The 15,961-nt window shown below is 67.4% G+C and carries 12 protein-coding genes; 4 read left to right on the top strand and 8 right to left on the bottom strand.

What is annotated here, in order from left to right; all coding sequences use genetic code 11:
* Nucleotides 1-364 precede the first annotated feature (364 nt).
* Entirely contained in the window at nt 365-781 is a 417-nt protein-coding gene (locus CKO28_RS14405; RefSeq protein WP_200341492.1) for a YjiS-like domain-containing protein, read from the top strand.
* Between the two features lie 66 nt (nt 782-847).
* On the opposite strand, the gene CKO28_RS14410 is transcribed toward CKO28_RS14405, so the two are convergent.
* Complete coding sequence (locus CKO28_RS14410) at nt 848-4,117, bottom strand: YhdP family protein (protein ID WP_200341493.1); 3,270 nt, start codon at nt 4,115-4,117, stop codon at nt 848-850.
* Between the two features lie 104 nt (nt 4,118-4,221).
* Between CKO28_RS14410 and CKO28_RS14415 the strand changes: the two genes are divergently transcribed.
* The gene (locus CKO28_RS14415; RefSeq protein WP_200341494.1) at nt 4,222-7,191 is read left to right on the top strand and encodes a bifunctional [glutamine synthetase] adenylyltransferase/[glutamine synthetase]-adenylyl-L-tyrosine phosphorylase; all 2,970 of its coding nucleotides are present in this window, start codon (nt 4,222-4,224) and stop codon (nt 7,189-7,191) included.
* 45 nt (nt 7,192-7,236) lie between these two features.
* Nucleotides 7,237-7,707 carry a thioredoxin-dependent thiol peroxidase gene (bcp, locus tag CKO28_RS14420; protein ID WP_200341495.1) on the top strand — a complete coding sequence of 157 codons (471 nt, stop codon included), beginning with the start codon at nt 7,237-7,239 and terminating at the stop codon, nt 7,705-7,707.
* Nucleotides 7,708-7,791: 84 nt separating this feature from the next.
* Here bcp and CKO28_RS14425 read toward each other — a convergent pair whose 3' ends face one another.
* On the bottom strand, nt 7,792-8,247 hold the full coding sequence (locus tag CKO28_RS14425; RefSeq protein WP_200341496.1) for a Mut7-C RNAse domain-containing protein: 456 nt from the start codon (nt 8,245-8,247) through the stop codon (nt 7,792-7,794).
* 300 nt (nt 8,248-8,547) lie between these two features.
* On the opposite strand from CKO28_RS14425, the gene CKO28_RS14430 reads away from it, so the two are divergent.
* Nucleotides 8,548-9,816: a NupC/NupG family nucleoside CNT transporter gene (locus CKO28_RS14430; protein ID WP_200341497.1), complete on the top strand. Its 1,269-nt coding sequence runs from the start codon at nt 8,548-8,550 to the stop codon at nt 9,814-9,816.
* A 325-nt stretch (nt 9,817-10,141) separates the two neighbouring features.
* On the opposite strand, the gene CKO28_RS14435 is transcribed toward CKO28_RS14430, so the two are convergent.
* From CKO28_RS14435 to CKO28_RS14460, 6 genes are all read right to left on the bottom strand, one after another.
* Complete coding sequence (locus CKO28_RS14435) at nt 10,142-10,630, bottom strand: DUF29 domain-containing protein (protein WP_200341498.1); 489 nt, start codon at nt 10,628-10,630, stop codon at nt 10,142-10,144.
* A gap of 358 nt (nt 10,631-10,988) precedes the next feature.
* Nucleotides 10,989-12,335, bottom strand: a complete 1,347-nt coding sequence (locus tag CKO28_RS14440; protein WP_200341499.1) for a type II toxin-antitoxin system HipA family toxin — start codon at nt 12,333-12,335, stop codon at nt 10,989-10,991.
* Complete coding sequence (locus tag CKO28_RS14445) at nt 12,332-12,592, bottom strand: helix-turn-helix transcriptional regulator (protein WP_242480571.1); 261 nt, start codon at nt 12,590-12,592, stop codon at nt 12,332-12,334. The genes CKO28_RS14440 and CKO28_RS14445 overlap by 4 nt, the downstream gene beginning before the upstream one ends.
* Nucleotides 12,593-13,700: 1,108 nt before the next feature.
* Complete coding sequence (locus CKO28_RS14450; RefSeq protein ID WP_200341500.1) at nt 13,701-14,105, bottom strand: hypothetical protein; 405 nt, start codon at nt 14,103-14,105, stop codon at nt 13,701-13,703.
* A gap of 59 nt (nt 14,106-14,164) precedes the next feature.
* Nucleotides 14,165-15,016, bottom strand: coding sequence for an IS21-like element helper ATPase IstB (gene istB / locus CKO28_RS14455; RefSeq protein WP_200341501.1), 852 nt, complete (start codon nt 15,014-15,016; stop codon nt 14,165-14,167).
* The coding region (locus tag CKO28_RS14460; protein ID WP_200341502.1) for a Mu transposase domain-containing protein at nt 15,016-15,961 on the bottom strand (946 nt) is incomplete at its 5' end. The genes istB and CKO28_RS14460, both read right to left, overlap by 1 nt.

Below are 15,961 nucleotides of genomic sequence, written 5' to 3' on the forward strand. Positions count from 1 at the left end.
ATTGATTTTGGTCCCACGGCACGCCGCGGCCAGCATCGCATAACGGGGCCGGTGTCCGGACCAGCGCTCCAAAGATGACGTCAAGGTAAACGCGTAACGCCCTTACGCGTGCGACAAATTCGCTCTGCAGGCGGTTCATTGCTGCGCTGCGAAAACTGCGCTGTGCCCCTACGCGGAGTAGGGCAATCTCTGCAATCAGAAAGATCCAGGCAAAACCCTCGCGCCCCGTTGGACACATTGGTTGCCCGAGGTGGGCGCGATCGACTGACCCGCCGGTTATCGATCGCTCCATGGGGTCTGGCCGATTGCGGCTCGGGACGGGGGTGCCTGTCTGGAACCCTTCACCGTTTCGATGGGGAACATCATGGCGCGACTGACCGATCGGGAACAGGATCAGATGGCCCGCGCGCGTGTGAACGCGTCCGAGCAGATTGCCAGGCACGAGCAGGCCACCGACGTCGACACCGAGGCGCTGAACCGCCGCGCGCAGCAGGCGCGGACCCAGACGGTGCGCACCCTCGCCACCCGGTTTAAGCACGGCCTGACCCGCAGCTTCCCGGGCATTGCGCGGGCGCGGGTCCGCGCCCGCGTCCGCCGCGACCTGAACCAGCTGCCGCCGGAAATTCTGCGCGATATCGGCATCACGCGAACCGACATCCCGCGCATCGCCAGGGAGCAGGCGGAGATCGCGGTGCCGGTCAAGACCCGGGCGGGCGAGCCGGACACGCCCACCTTCGAGAACAAGCCGCACAGCGCCTACGACATCGCACGCCTGGCCTGACGTTTGGCACGATGCGGCTGCGGGCACTCCGATAAGACGCCGCCTTCGGCTGTCATCGATTTTGCTCTAGTTGCCGGACCGCGACGGCGGCCAGTCGGGGTTGGGCGCGCCCTGCGTCAGGTCGCCCAGACGGCCGAACAGGCCGCGCAGAAAGCCGGGGGCGAGCGCGGATAGCGGGTTGACCGAGACCTCCGGCCCGCCCAACGGGCCGGTGACATCGTAGGTCACCGCGAACAGGCCCTCGCCCTCGCCGCCGGTCAGCAGGCGCCCCAGCACCGGGATGTTGCCCAGCACCTTGTTGGTCGAGGCGGCCGGCACCACGACGCCGTTCAGGTCGACCGCCTCTTTCCGCAGGTCGACCGCCCCCTGCACGGTCACGCCCAGCGCCGGGCCGTAGGCGTGCAGCAACTCGGTGGTCAGGCGCCCGCGGTCGAAGACCACGTCCCCGGTCAGGGACTCGAAGCCGATCCCCTCGCCCTGCATCGCGTTGCGGATGCCGGTGAACGATCCCAGGGTCAGAATGCGCGCCATCGTCGGCGCGTCGACCAGGCGGAAGTCGGTGATTCGCACGTCGGCGTCCAGCGGGCTGGTCGGCGCCGGCCCGCGGGCTGTCCCGGTCACCCGCATCCTCCCGCCTTCGATGCTGTCGTAAACGTCGAGGGCGCGCAGCATGGCGCCGCTGTCCGCGGCCTGCACGGTCAGTCTGCGCGGCCCGCCGCCGGGCCCGGGACCGTAGTCGAGCCGGAACGGCCGCGCCCGATCGGCGGCGGCGCCGCCCTTGCGGGCAAAGCGTGCCGGCGCCTCGCCCCGGATCGACACTTCACGCCACCAGCCAGCCGTCCCGCGCCGGGCCGACAGCGTGACGTTCTCGACGTAGCGGTCGTCGGCAAAATAGACCCGCTGCAAATTGGACGTCGTCAGTTCGAGGCTGGGCCGCCCGCCGGTGTCGGTGTCCTCCGACGCGCCGGCCAGCGCGTCCGACAGGTGCGGGGCGAGGTCGAGCACGCCGCCGCCGATCTCCGCCGTCCAGCCGGTCTGCGTGCGCGCCAGGGCGACGCCGGTCAGATCGTTGCGGCCCAGCCGCAGTTCGGCCAGCTGGATCCGGGCGAGCCCCAGGCCGCCGTCCGACAGGCGGGCGGTGCCGCCGTCCAGCCGCAGCAGGGAGCCGTCTTGCGCCGTCGCGGACGCCCGCACGTCCTGAAGCGCCCGCGGCTCGCCATTCTCCAGGACCACGGTCGCTTCCAGGTCGGCCGGGTTGCCGGGCGGCTTGACCCATTCCGCGGACTCCAGCGCGAGCCGTGCCGGGGTGAGGTCGCCCGCCAGCTGGACCTGGGACCGGTTCCCGCGGAACGACCGGTAGCGGACGTCGAGCCCGACCGGCCCCTCCAGGTAGGGGCGCGTCTCGATGCCGAGGTTGGCCCGGTCGGCGGCGCTCAACGCCGGCACCGCGGCGACGATCTCCGTCACCACCTCGGCGTCGGCCGCAAAGTTCTCCTTCCAGGTCATCTCGCTGACCCGCACTCCGCCCAGCCGCACCGGGCCGGTCACGGTCATGCCGGCCTTGTTGACCGACAGGTCGAGATCGCCGTCGCGCACGTCCTGACCCAGGGCGAAGTCGGCGACACGGACGTCCGTCAGCCGGGCATCCGCCTGCACCTGGGTGCGCTCGAACGTCAATTCGTCGATCAGCGGGAACTTGAAGGTCACGTCGCCGCGCGCGATCCGGCCGGATACGCTGTTCGGGTCCAGGCCCAGCCGGCCCAGCAGATCGAGGCGCTGATGGTCGAGCAGCTGCAGGGCTTGCCGCAGCTCGCCTTGCAGGCCGAAAGCGATGTCGATCGCCTGATCGCTCTCGTCCAGGCCAGTGATCGCGATGTCGCCGTCGGGGATCGTGAGGTTGCCCAGCCGGCCGCTGGCAATCCGCAGGTCGAACCGTTGCGCGGTGAAGCTGGCGGTCCCATCGACGTCGGTGACCGGCGGCATCGGGCGCAGGTAGTGCACGTCGAGGTTGGTGTAGTCGATCGAGCCCGTGAGCCCGGCCGGCTCGATGGCCGGCAGACCCCCGTCCGATGGCAGGCGCAGATTGGCCGAAAGCTCCGCCCGCTCGGCCGTGCCGGTGCGGATGTTCGGGACCACCCAGTCGCGCGCGTCGGCCGCCATGCCGACCGGCCAGTAGTCGCCCAGCCGGTCGAGCTTCAGGCCCATGGCGCGCAGCGTCACGGTTGCCGTGGCGCTGCCGTCGGGCTGCAGCTTGGCCGAACCGCTGGCCCGTAGCGTCGGACCGCCGGCATCGTCGGCGCCGAACGCGATCTCCAGGTCTTGCAGCTTGACTTGCCGCGCGACCGCGTCGTAGCGCACGTCCGCCCGCACCCGGCGGACGGGGCGCGGTTCCGGCAGCAGGCCCGGCCACGCCACCGTGCCGTCGCGCCCGCTGACCCGCGCGCTGGCGGCGCGCAGCTCGCCGCTCAGCGCCAGGGTGGCCTCGACCTCCCCGGACAGTGCGATGTCGATCTGACCGGCCGCGGACAGCCGCGGCAGCCGGGCCGCCAGCGCGTTGGGCCGCAGTCCGTCGAAGGTCGCACGCACGTCTAGCCGGCCGGACCCGCGGACGTAGCCGATCTCCGCCTGGGCGCGGACGGTCTGGTCCCCCAGCGCGACCGCCAGGTTGGCCTGTCCGTCGAGCCCCTGTGCGCTGCGCCGCAGCCGGACCGACGCGTCCGGGGCCACCCAGGTCTGGCCCAGCACTTCGTCGCGCACGGTAATGCTGCTGCGCACGACCCGAAGGCTGTTCAGATAGCTGAGCGGCCGGTCCGGTCCCGGGGCGGCCATCAGGTCGTCCAGCAGCGCGGGCACCACGGCGGACGCGCCCTGCCCCGACCCGGCCGGCGCCGGCAGCGCATCGGGTTGGGTCGTCTGGGCCGCCGTCCGGTCGCCGGCGAACCGCAGCCCGTCGGCGTCGCGCACGATCGTCAGGTTGGCGCCCCGCCCGGTCACGGCCGTGGGCGCCACGGTGCCGCGGACCAGCGCCGCCAGGCTGAGCCGCAGGTCGACCGCGGGCAGGCTGGCGACGACCTGTCCGTCCCGGCTGGCCCGCAGATCGCGCACGCGCAGCGCGAACGTCTCCGGCCAGCCCTCCCAGGCCAGCACGGTACTGCCGACGCGCACGTCGAAGTCGCCGGCGCCGTCGCTTAGCGCGGCCTCGATCCGCGGGGTCAGGAAGTCGAGCTGCACCGGGCCTTGGGCGACCCGCCAGACCAACACGCCGCCCACGATCAGGGCGAACGCCAGCAGCGCGCTCACCAGTTCCAGGACGATACGGGTCGTACGCTTTACCATCGCCTCTAGGATCGCATGGGGCTCGCGGCGCGGGCTAGATGCCTTGACCGCGGGTCACCGCCTTCGCACGCTCACCCGGCATCACGAAACCGTCGGACAGGCTCATGACCGCTGGCCAGCCCCTCGCCTACCGTGCCGATCAGCTGCCGCGCGCCGCCAACCGCCAGCGCGTCGAGCTGGGCTTCCAGCATTGGCAGGAGCGCCTGGACCGGCTGGAAGACGCCGAGTTGGCGCAGTTCTGCCGCGATCTCGCCGACGATCCGGACGGCAAGGCGCTGCTGCAGGCGCTGTTCGCCAACTCGCCCTTTCTGAGCGATTGCGCGCTGACCGACATGGCCGGCCTGCGCGAGCTGCTGGAACGCGGCCCGGACGCCGTGCTCGCCGAGCAGATCGCGCGCCTGCGGGCGGAAGCCGACACCGACGACCTCGACACCTGCATGCGCGTGCTGCGCCAGTGCCGGCGGCGCACCGCGCTCGGCGCGGCGCTCGCCGACATCACCCAGCTGTGGAACCTCGACCAGGTGACCGAGGCGCTGAGCGCGTTCGCCGACACCGCCGTGGATATCGCGCTCGCCAACCAGATCCGCAAGTACGCCGCCCGCGGCCAGTGGGAGATCGCGGACCCGCGGAACCCGACGCAGGGCTGCGGCATCGCCGTCCTGGCGATGGGCAAGCTGGGCGCGCGGGAACTCAACTACTCCTCCGACATCGACCTGATCGTGATCCACGACCCCGAGCGCGCGCCCTACACCGGCAGCAAGGACTTCCACGACGTCGCGGTCCGAATCACCCGGGAGCTGGTCCGGCTGCTGGAGGAGCGCACCCGCGACGGCTTCGTCTTCCGCTGCGACCTGCGGCTGCGCCCCGATCCCTCGGCGACGCCGCTCGCGCTGTCGTTCGACGCGGCGGAGACCTACTACGAAAGCCTGGGCCAGAACTGGGAACGCGCGGCCATGATCAAGGCGCGCGCGCACGCCGGCGACCTCGACCTGGGCCGGCAGTTCCTGCAGGTCCTGCGCCCGTTCGTCTGGCGCAAGCACCTGGACTTCTGGGCGATCCAGGACGTGCACTCGATCAAGCGGCAGATCTACGCCCACAAGGGCGGCAGCACGGTGACCGTCGCCGGCCACAACGTGAAGCTCGGCCGCGGCGGCATCCGGGAGATCGAGTTCTACGCCCAGACCCAGCAGCTGATCTGGGGCGGCCGGGAGCAGCGCCTGCGCAATTCGCGCACCCAGGATGCCCTGGCGGCGCTGGCGAAGGCCGGGCACATCGACGCCGACGACGCCCGCGCGCTATCGGACGCCTACGCCTACCTGCGCCGGCTGGAACACCGCCTGCAGATGGTCGAGGACCAGCAGACCCAGAGCCTGCCGGAGGACGCCGCGGGCCTGGACGAAATCGCCGGCTTCATGGCCTACCCCGATGTCGAGAGCTTCCGGCAGGCGTTGCTCGGTCACCTGCACACGGTGGAGGACCGCTACGCCGCGCTGTTCGAGGAAGAACCCTCGCTTTCCGGGCCCGGCAACCTGGTGTTCACCGGCGGCGAGCCCGACCCGGAGACCCTGAAGACGCTGGCCACGCTGGGCTACCGGGACGGCGAGAAGGTGTTCCACGTCGTCGCCAACTGGCACCGCGGGCGCTACCGGGCGACCCGTTCCCGGCGCGCGCGCGAGTTCCTGACCGAGTTGATCCCGGCCCTGCTGGAGGAACTCGGCAAGACGCCGCAACCGGACAGCGCGCTCACCAAGTTCGACGAATTCCTGGCCGGGCTGCCGGCGGGCGTGCAGCTGTTCTCGCTGCTCTACGCCAACCCGCGGCTGCTGCAGCTGCTGGCCTCGATCTCAGGCGCCGCGCCGGCCCTGGCCGACCACCTGAGCCGCCATCCGAACCTGTTGGAAGCCGTGCTGCAGCCGGGCTTCTTCGAGAGCATCCCCGAACGCGCCGAGTTGTCCGCCGAACTGACCAGCCTGCTGGCCGATGCGCGCGACTTCCAGGACGTGCTCGACGTCTCCCGGCGCTGGGCGAACGATCGGCGGTTCCAGGTCGGAGTCCACCTGCTCGAGCACGCCGCCGACGTCGACGAGGTCGGCCGGGCGATGAGCGAGATCGCCGAGGTCGCGTTGGAGGGCGTCTGGCCGCACGTCCAGGCCGACTTCGCCGAAAAGCACGGCCGCCTGCCCGGACCCGGCATGGCGGTGATCGCGATGGGCAAGCTGGGCGGCCGGGAGATGACGATCTCGAGCGACCTGGACCTGATCTTCGTCTACGAGGCCCCGGACGAGACGGCCGAGTCCGATGGGCCGAAGCCGCTCGAGCCGACGCGCTATTACGCCCGGCTCGCCCAGCGGCTGATCAACGCGATCTCCGCGCCGACCGGCGAGGGCAAGCTCTACGAGGTCGACATGCGCCTGCGCCCGAGCGGGGCTTCGGGGCCGATCGCGGTCACCTTCAACGGCTTCCAGCGCTACCAGCAGGAGCAGGCCTGGACGTTCGAGCACATGGCCCTGACCCGGGCCCGGCCGATCCTGGGCGACCCCGCGTTCTGCCGGCGCCTGCAGGAGGTCATCACCGGCGTCCTGACCGGCCCGCGCGACACCGCGAAACTGCTGGGCGAGGCCGCGGACATGCGCCGGCGGATCGCCCAGGAGCACAAGGCCGATACGATCTGGCAGGTCAAGCACCTGCGCGGCGGGATCGTCGACCTGGAGTTCATCGCCCAGGCGCTGCAGCTGACCCACGCGCGGGACACGGCCGGCGTGATCGACGGCAACACCCAGGCCGCCTTCGACAAGCTGGCCGCGGCCGGCAAGCTGGACCGCGCCCTGGCCGACGAACTGATCCAGGCGACCCGCCTGATGCGCCAGATCCAGGGCATCCAGCGCCTGACCGCCGGCCAGGCCGTGGACGAGGACACCGCGCCCGAGGGCGTGCGCCAGCGCCTCGCCCAGGCGGTCGGCGCGGCCGACTTCGACCAGTTGCGCGAAAAGCTCGTAGCCACGGCCGGGCGGGTGCGCCATATCTTCGCCGAGCTTGTCGAGACGCCGTCCGGCGTGTCCTCGGAGCCCAGCTGAAGCGCCGCCTACCAGGCTTTCAAAAACAAGGAGTTACTGTCCGTCATGACCGTCGATGTCGGCGATCCGGCTCCGGACTTCTCGAAGCCCCGCGACGGCGGGGGAACGCTGTCGCTGGCCGACCTGAAGGGCCGGCCGACCGTGATCTACTTCTACCCGAAAGATGACACGCCCGGCTGCACCAAGGAGGCCTGCGGCTTCCGCGACGCCTGGGCGGAGGTGACCGACGCCGGGATCAACGTGGTCGGCGTGTCCAAGGACCCGGCCGCCAGCCACGACAAGTTCAAGGCCAAGCACGACCTGCCGTTCCCGTTGATCTCCGACGCGGACACCGAACTCGCGCAGGCGTTCGGGGTCTGGAAGGAGAAGAACATGTACGGCAAGAAGACCATGGGCGTGGAACGCGCGACCTTCCTGCTCGACGCCGACGGGGTGATCCGCCAGGCCTGGCGCAAGGTCAAGGTCGACGGCCACGTGGACAAGGTGCTGGCGGAGGCGAAGAAGCTTAAGGGGTAATGCGCCCCGGCCCTTATCGGCAAAGTGGATGCGGCAGGCGGTCCCCTGTCCCTCCAAGGGAAAGGGGATTGGGGCCCGTCGGCATCAGGCATCCCGCCACATCGCGAGCTGGCGGTGCATGCGGCGCAGGTGGGAGCCCGGCCAGTAAACGCGGTCGCAGACGGGGCAGCGCATCACCGGGCCGTCCGGCACGCCTTCGGGCACCCGCGCGCGGTCCTGCGCGCCCGCCGGCTGCAGTTCGGCGTTGTCCAGCATGCAGCGGGTAAAGGGCGCCGCCCGCCAGTCCACGCCCAGCCGGGCGCGCAGCTCGGCGGCCGCCGCCGACGGCTTCTCGGCCGTCAGCAGCACGACGGGATCGCCGGCGCCCGCGTCCTCGCGCACCAGCCGGCGGTCGCGGGTCAGCAGCCAGCGGCCGTCCCCGCGGGCGCGGGCGACCAGGTCGGGATCGGCGTCGTCGGCCGCCGCCACGGCCGTGTCGTAGCCGGCCGCGCGCAGCCACCGGCCGAGGCGCACCAGTATGCGGTCGCACAGAAACTTCATACCGGGCGAGTTAGCGCGTGGTTCGGCGTTCACCACCTCCCGTACAACCGTGCTGCGGTGGGGCGCGGATAGCCGTCAGGCATGCTTCGACACGGCCCTGACAGGCCTGCTCAGCATGAAGTTATCGGTGTAACGCATTGATACAACGAGACTTCACCCTGAGCAGCCCGACGCAGTCGGGCGTATCGAAGGGCGCCCGACGGCTCTCCGCGCCACGTCGAGCCAACTACCCCAACCGCTTGCCGGCGCACGGCGGGCTCGTGTAGCCCCATAAGGGGACCAATCGGGGGTCACGACACCATGGCGTTCGACGGCATCCGCGGGCTGCTCGGGATCGCCGTGCTGATCGCGCTCGCCTGGACGGTGAGCGAGCGGCGGACGGCGTTTCCCGTGCGAACCGTGCTGATCGGCGTGGCGAGCCAGCTGGCGCTGGCCGGGCTGCTGTTGGGCGTGCCGGCGGTGCGCGCGGCGCTCGCGGCGCTCGCGGCGCTGAACGGCGTGATCACCGCGCTGTCGCGGGCGACCGAGGCCGGCACCCGGTTCGTCTTCGGCTACCTGGGCGGCGGCCCGCCGCCGTTCGAGGTCACCGATCCCGGCGCGACCTTCGTGCTCGCCTTCCAGGCGCTGCCGATCGTGCTGGTGATGTCGGCGCTCTCGGCGGTGCTCTGGCACTGGCGCGTGCTGCCGGTGGTGATCGGCGGGCTGGCCTGGGCGGTGCGGCGCGGGCTCGGCCTGTCGGGCGCGGTCTCGCTCGCCAGCGCCGCCAACGTGTTCGTCGGCATGGTCGAGGCGCCGCTCTTGATCCGCCCGGTGATCGCCCGGCTGTCGCGCGCCGACCTGTTCCTGATCATGACCGTCGGCCTCGCCACCGTCGCCGGCACGGTGATCGTGCTCTACGCCGGCTTCCTGCAGGGCACGGTCGAGAACCCGCTGGGCCAGATCCTGACCGCCTCGGTGATCTCGCTGCCGGCGGCCGCGCTGATCGCGCGCGTCATGGTCCCCGCGGACCCGGCGGCCGCGGCCGCGGAGGACGCGGTCGACGCCGACGCCGCGCAGCCCTATGCCGGCACGTTCGACGCGCTGGTCGCCGGGACCGAGCAGGGCCTGCGCCTGCTGCTCAACATCGCGGCGATGCTGGTGGTGCTGGTCGCGCTCGTGGACCTGGTGAACATCCTGCTGGGGCAGATCCCGAGCCCGGGCGACCCGCTCACCCTGCAGCGCCTGCTCGGCTGGGCGTTCGCGCCCCTGGTCTGGCTGATCGGCATTCCCTGGGGGGAGGCCGTGACGGCGGGCCAGCTGATGGGCATCAAGACCGCGCTCAACGAGCTGATCGCCTTCCAGCAGCTGGCCGGCACGCCGAACGCGGAGTTGTCGGAACGCAGCCGGCTGATCATGACCTACGCGATCTGCGGCTTCGCCAACCCGGGCTCGCTCGGCATCATGATCGCCGGCCTGACCGGCCTCGCCCCGGACCGCCGGGCGGAGATCCTCAGCCTCGGCCCGCGCGCCGTGCTCGCCGGCACCCTGGCGACACTGATGACCGGCGCGGTCGCCAGCCTGCTGGCGTGAGCGCGCGGCGTTCGCGGCCCCGGGCCCGTCCGCGCACCGGAGCTCAGCCGCGCCGGCCCTTGATGCCGTGGGCGGCCCCGGCCTTGCGCGGCAGCTTCACGGTCAGCACGCCGGGGGATCTGCCGCTCGTTCATCGCGCAACCTCCGTCGCGTGTCTGCGTGGGATTTTGGCTCCGCTCTCTTTCGTGTCCGTCGGCGGACGTAGGTAGCGGAGCGCGCGCACGCCACCCCCTGCCGCGTTGCTCCGACCTCAGAGCGGAATCCGGAGCACGGACGGCCGAAACCGACCTCGCAAACGGATGGAACCCAACACAGACGTCGCCGACTACTGGTCGCCGGCAGCCTGTCTGATCTTGTCTTTCGCCGCGCCCGGATCGAAGGCATCGACCAAAAGCTCGTCGAGGCTGAAGGGGTTGGCCGGCGCGCCTGCAAGGCCCGCCTCGCCGTGATTGACCAGACTGACGTGGGCGCGGTGGCGGGCCCTCCACCAGATCCGATCGAGATCGACGTACTGCCGCATCGACGGCGTATAGTGGATACCGGCTTCGCCCTGGTGGCGCAGGACCTCGTCAATCCACCCTGCCCGGGGCTGGTCGGCCGGACTGTGTGCGAGCTTGAGCAGATGCACGAGCATGTTGAGGAGATGGCTTTCGACGGCCCGCCGCGCGCTCGCCCCCAAATCCTCTATCTCCTCGGCCACACGCTCGGCATCGAACCGGTTGTCACCGCCAAGCGCGCGCAGCCGCGCCGCCTGATCCTGGGTCCAGGCGAAGAAGTCGCGCTCGTACAGATCATCCCGGGCCGCCTTACCCATCAGCGCCTCCTTGGCCCCCGGGAGTTTAAGGGACCTCGGGCCGCATTTCCAGCGGACGCCGAACAAGAAGAACCCGGAACGGTGAACGGCCGTTCCGGGTTATAAGACGCGAAGGGGTATCCCAAGGGACGCCGCAGTCGGTAGGCAATATGCCGGCCGACCGCCCAGGCCGGCCTGTATCCGACTTGGCCCCCCAAGGCCCAGGCCCGGGCACGCGGCCCGGCCCCTATCAACGGCACCGAGGTTTGCCTCAGTTCGTTCCGTAAGTCCCTGATACGCCCGGACGGGCATACTCGAACCGGCGTCGAGTTTGCCCTCATGCGGCGTCAGCAGATGCCTCAGTTTGTATGCGGTACCGCTATGACATACGCCACCCCGGCGGTGTCACCACCGGCGCATCAGTATCAGCAGGAACGTCCCAACCAAATGCATCGTTGAAATTGCGAACACCTGCTCCGACGATATTACGGATTCGACGCCCCCTATGTTCCAAGCCCTCCCCTTCGAGTAACCTATCCAACTCGGGCAAAACGCGTTCGGCTAAAGGTTTCATTGTATGTTGTAAAACACGCTTTTGAGCGCCGTTGGTCTGAACACCGATATCGGTCAGGAAACGCTCCCATTCATAGGCACCGATCGCATCATAGTTTTGTTTGCCGCCGATGGAGAGCGCGAACGACTGCGACGTGTCAGGGTACACGCCCGTGCTCACGATATCGTAGAAAGGTGCCAGATGGGGGCGCCGGCCTTGATATAGCAAGGCGAAGTTCTTTGCATGAGCATCGAAGTTGGCGATTAGGTAGTTGAAGACCGTCATCGCGATCATGGCCTGACGCGCTTCGATGGGGGCCGCGGTCTCGCCAAAGACGTCGAAAATACCTTCAAGGGTCGCTCGGCGCTCACCATGGCCTTGATCCTCGTACTTCAGAGTCCCCGGCAACCCGAGCGCCTGACAGGTGTCTTCCTGATGGAATCGATGTATATATCCATTTGTGTCCCGGTAGCGATCAAAACGTTCGAGCAGGAGATAAGGGACCTCCTCTGCGTAATCGATCGTGGCGTGGACCGCGTCCAATCCAAGACGCCGAGCCAGTTTCAGACAGATGTATTCGTTCTCAACCAGTCCATGGTAATCGGGATCGCCGACTTTGAGCACATGCGTTGTCGGTGCTCCAACGCTGTCGGCACTCTCATAAAGACGTCCATCTTCCCCAACCGTGATAGCTAGTTTGTCTTGAACGCCAGCCAGCGAAATGCGTCGGTTCTGTCGGGGCGGTTTGCCGTCATGCATCGCACGCACCTCGGCAGCAAGCTCCTCTGCGTCGATCTCACGGTAATCTTCCGGGATAATCCCCGGCCGCTTTCCTGGGGGGCTGCCTTCGGGAACGATCGAGATCGCGCCTGGGCATTCCTGACCAAGATGGGCCAGGAGACCGGCAACGTTATCGCGATCAAGGCCTTCTCTATCGGCGACCTGGTCGAGACGGCGCCCTTCCAGAAGCAGATTCTGAAAAAAAGCCCGGCAAGCGAAATCCGTGTATTCAAGCTGAGACAGGGGCATTCTCAGCGAAAGTGGCAAAGCGTCTTCGAGCTCCGTATAGGCGGGGTCGTAGCTAAAATGTAGGGTATAGTCTTCATACCCGACGAGCTTACCGACCGGTTTGTCAAATTGCTCCAGATAAACATCGAGTACGTATTCGTTCATCGCCGATGCCCATACAAATCGTATCCACAGGCCTGCAAAACCGAGAGAACGCGATCGATTTGCAGCGTTGGCTTGCCCTTTTCGAGCTCGACCAGAAAACGGCGTCCCACGTTAGCGAGACCCGCGAATTCGTCCTGGGTCATGCCCAATTCGCGACGACGTTCCCTGACCAGCTTTCCGATGTCGCCGGCTGTTTTCAGGTAGATTGGCCGAGTTGATGGCATCGCGGATACCCAGTTGTTCCCGATCGGGAGCATATATTGCGGTTCCGGGTTAGACAAGGCCCAATGTACCCGATCGGGTACATTGCGTGTCGGCAACGCGCCAAAGCCTGCCTATGTTACCGAACGGGCACACGATCCGGCGCAAGCAAGAGTGGCTCGGGACCTGGCTTAAAGGCAACAGACCGGGGCATAGAAAAGCGGCGCCGGGGTAACCCGGCGCCGCTGTGACGAAGTAAGGCGCCCAGCGACGCGGGATGAGTGCACCCCGACGCCGCTGAGAGGAAACCTCACGCCGTTTCAGATGACCGGAAAACCTACTGGCACAAAGTGAGGCAGTCCGCAACGCCGCTTGAGGACAAACCTCGCGCCGTTGCGGACAAACCTCACGCCGTTTCAGAGCCCTCTTAACGGCACCGAGGTTTGCCTCACTCGAATCTCTAAGTCCTTGTTTTTTCTACATTCCTAAACAGAAAGCGGCGCCAGGTTTGCCTCAAACGGCGCCTCCAGGCGCCTCAGTTTGTTCCCGTCTGACTTGTTCGCGAGCTGCGTATAACGACGTTTGCGTGTATTAAAGGGTCAACGAACATACTGGAGTCTGCCCTACATCGACAAAACTCTACAACAAGGACGTTTTCAGTTGATAAAATTTCCGTATATCTTTCGACTGCATTGCACCTACAGGCACAACTCCTCATGATATACGGATGTTAACTGTCTGGCAGAAAGTAGTAGAAACGGAAATTACGCGAGACAGATTTTCTTCGACGATATTTTCGACTCAAGACGGCATATAATTTTTGCGCCGCCAATATGCAGTCCACTCATTTAATGAGTCGAGTCAAGCAAGTATTTTGCCGAATAACATTTTAAGAAGATATTAGGCGGAAAAACGAGATATCAGAATGATACCGGCCCGCAGGTACGCCGACGCCTAAGGTATACAGGACTGTAGCTGCAAAGAAAAAACCAATGACTATTGTTAGAATCGGCTTGCGCACGTACATTTTTCTCAAATTCGTCATGAGAATTGCTACTGAAACGGGCATTTTATTACTCCTTTATATGCTGTAATTTACGGTAGGCCAATCGGACGCTGAGCACTGAAAGAAATGTGATCGTCGTCTGATCGTCGTCTGCTAAATTAATATAACACTTGGGATCCTGTTGTCCCAGATTGGAATAGAACAGGATTCACATTTGCTCTCCGGTAGAAAGTAGCGCGCACATTATCGAACTTGTTATCCGGATAGACTTCAGCAGCACTCAGCTGCAAAGAGACGCTATTGAAGTGAACGCCGATTTCCTTGGCGAGCCGATGAAGCGATACATACTCGGCATTGAAAGACTTAAGGTCGCTCTCATCCACCACCGTCTGCGGACACCGGTTTTTCGGGTTGATTGCGGTCCGCGCCGGCAGCAGCCCTTCGGAAATTAAATCTTTTACGACGGCTGTCGACCAACCCATCCGCCTCTCAACGTCGCGAAGCTTGATGCCGCCATGTTCTTGGCCGCGGACTTGTTCACGGACCTCGGTGTAGCGCGTCAAGCAACGTGACCGGTTGAGCGACAAGGTCGTGGCCGGTGCGGATCGATGATGTTGAGGGCTTAGCTTTTGGTGTCGTCACCTCCTTCTGGGTTGTTGTCGGTTTGGTTGTCGCCGAGGCTGTCGCTGTCGGATGACGGGGCGTCATCCGGCTCGGTTCGGCGGCTGACGGCAGCTCGCCGACGGTAGCTCTCGACGTTCAGCTCGAGGATGGTCGCATGGTGGACCAGCCGGTCGATCGCCGCGACCGTCATGGCGCGGTCGGGGAATATCTGTTCCCAGGCGCTGAACGGCTGGTTGGCGGCCACGGCAAGGCTGCGGGTCTCGTAGCGCCTTGCGATCAGCTCGAACAGCACACTGGTCTCGGCCTGATCTTTCTGGGCGTAGGTGATGTCGTCCAGGATCAGCAGGTGGTACTTGTCCAGCTTGGCGAGTTCGCGTTCGAGCGTGAGGTCCCGGCGGGCGGCCTGCAGGCGCTGCACCATGTCGGTGGTGCGGCTGTACAGCACCCGGTAGCCGGCCTCGATCAGGGCGTGACCGACGGCGGCGAGCAGATGCGACTTGCCGCTGCCGGAGTTGCCGATGGCGATCAGGTTGCCCGCCCCGGCGAGCCAGTCGCCGGCGGCGAGCGCGTCCACGCGCGCCTTGGAGACCTCGGGCACGATCGAGAAGTCGAACGTGGCCAGGGTCTTGCCCGCGGGTAATCGCGAGGCCTGGAGGTTGCGGTGGATCCGCCGGGTCTCCCGCTCGGCGAGTTCGTACTCGGCGAGCAGCGCCAGGGCCTGGGCGGTCGGCCAGCCTTCGCGGTCGGCCATCTCGGTCACCTCCTGCCAGTGCGCCTTGAACGACGGCAGGCGCAAGGCGTTCAGCAGGGCCGGGAGCTTGTGGGCATCGGTTGCGGTCGCCGCGGTCATCACGCCCCCTCCTGTTGGCTGAGCAGCGCGTCGAACTGCGCGGGCGCGGTCAGCGCCACGGGTACGTCGGGCGGCAGGTCGGTGGCGGGTCGGCGCCGGCGGCGCAGGGCATCCGCCTGGGGCAGCCGCCCGGCCCGCAGGTCGTCGGCGATCAGGCCGGCCAGTTCGGCCTCGCAGCCCTCCTCGTGCGCCATGGCGAGCAGGGCGACCATGCGCTTGCAGGCGTCCTTCTGCGGCAAGCTCGCCTGCAAAGCGTCCCAGGCCTGGCGGTATTCGCTGCGCGGGAACAGGCCGTCCCGGTACATCGAGCCGGCCAGGGCCTGCGGCTTGCGTTTGAGCGCGTGGATGACGTGGCGGTAGTCGACGACGTGGACGCGCGCGCCGTCGCCTGCGCGGCGGCGGGGGTGGGTGACCACGTGGGTGCTGCCCAGGTACGCCTCGATCCGGGCATCATGGATGTGCACCCGCAGGCGGTGGCCGATCAGCTGCGAGGGCACCGAGTAGAACACGTTGCGCAGCCAAAACCCGCCGGTGCGCAGGACCGTGACGATCCGCTCGGTGAAGTCGGCCGTGCGCTGCCGCGGCAGGCGGTGCATGTGCCGCAGCTCCGCGGCGAGATCGTCCCGCCGCATGGCGTTGCGCCGGGCGACGACCTCGTCGACGAACCGCTGATAGCTGGCGACATCCGGGAAGTCCCGGCTGCCCCGCAGGATCAGCGCCTGTTCCAGGGCATCCTTGAGGTGTCCGTTGTGCGCCTCGACCGCGCCGTTCTCGTGGGCCTCCCCGGGATTGTTCCGGCTCGCCCGCAGGCCGTAATGCCGGCACAGGTCCCGGTAACGCTCGGTCAGGTCGTCCTGCTGCTCCCGGCTCAGGTTCTTGTACGCGGCCGACAGGCTGTCGGTGCGGTGCTCGCCGGGCACCTTGCCCAGGGTCCAGAGCGCGTCC

Source organism: Rhodovibrio sodomensis (genome assembly GCF_016583645.1).
GTDB lineage: Bacteria > Pseudomonadota > Alphaproteobacteria > Kiloniellales > Rhodovibrionaceae > Rhodovibrio > Rhodovibrio sodomensis.

What these genes read in the sequence shown, in the direction of transcription:
- CKO28_RS14440 (WP_200341499.1), bottom strand. Translation starts at nt 12,335, where the DNA reads ATGAACGAATACGTACTCGATGTTTATCTGGAGCAATTTGACAAACCG.
- CKO28_RS14445 (WP_242480571.1), bottom strand. Translation starts at nt 12,592, where the DNA reads ATGCTCCCGATCGGGAACAACTGGGTATCCGCGATGCCATCAACTCGG.
- istB (WP_200341501.1), bottom strand. Translation starts at nt 15,016, where the DNA reads ATGACCGCGGCGACCGCAACCGATGCCCACAAGCTCCCGGCCCTGCTG.
- CKO28_RS14425 (WP_200341496.1), bottom strand. Translation starts at nt 8,247, where the DNA reads ATGAAGTTTCTGTGCGACCGCATACTGGTGCGCCTCGGCCGGTGGCTG.
- CKO28_RS14410 (WP_200341493.1), bottom strand. Translation starts at nt 4,117, where the DNA reads ATGGTAAAGCGTACGACCCGTATCGTCCTGGAACTGGTGAGCGCGCTG.
- bcp (WP_200341495.1), top strand. Translation starts at nt 7,237, where the DNA reads ATGACCGTCGATGTCGGCGATCCGGCTCCGGACTTCTCGAAGCCCCGC.
- CKO28_RS14430 (WP_200341497.1), top strand. Translation starts at nt 8,548, where the DNA reads ATGGCGTTCGACGGCATCCGCGGGCTGCTCGGGATCGCCGTGCTGATC.
- CKO28_RS14415 (WP_200341494.1), top strand. Translation starts at nt 4,222, where the DNA reads ATGACCGCTGGCCAGCCCCTCGCCTACCGTGCCGATCAGCTGCCGCGC.
- CKO28_RS14405 (WP_200341492.1), top strand. Translation starts at nt 365, where the DNA reads ATGGCGCGACTGACCGATCGGGAACAGGATCAGATGGCCCGCGCGCGT.
- CKO28_RS14435 (WP_200341498.1), bottom strand. Translation starts at nt 10,630, where the DNA reads ATGGGTAAGGCGGCCCGGGATGATCTGTACGAGCGCGACTTCTTCGCC.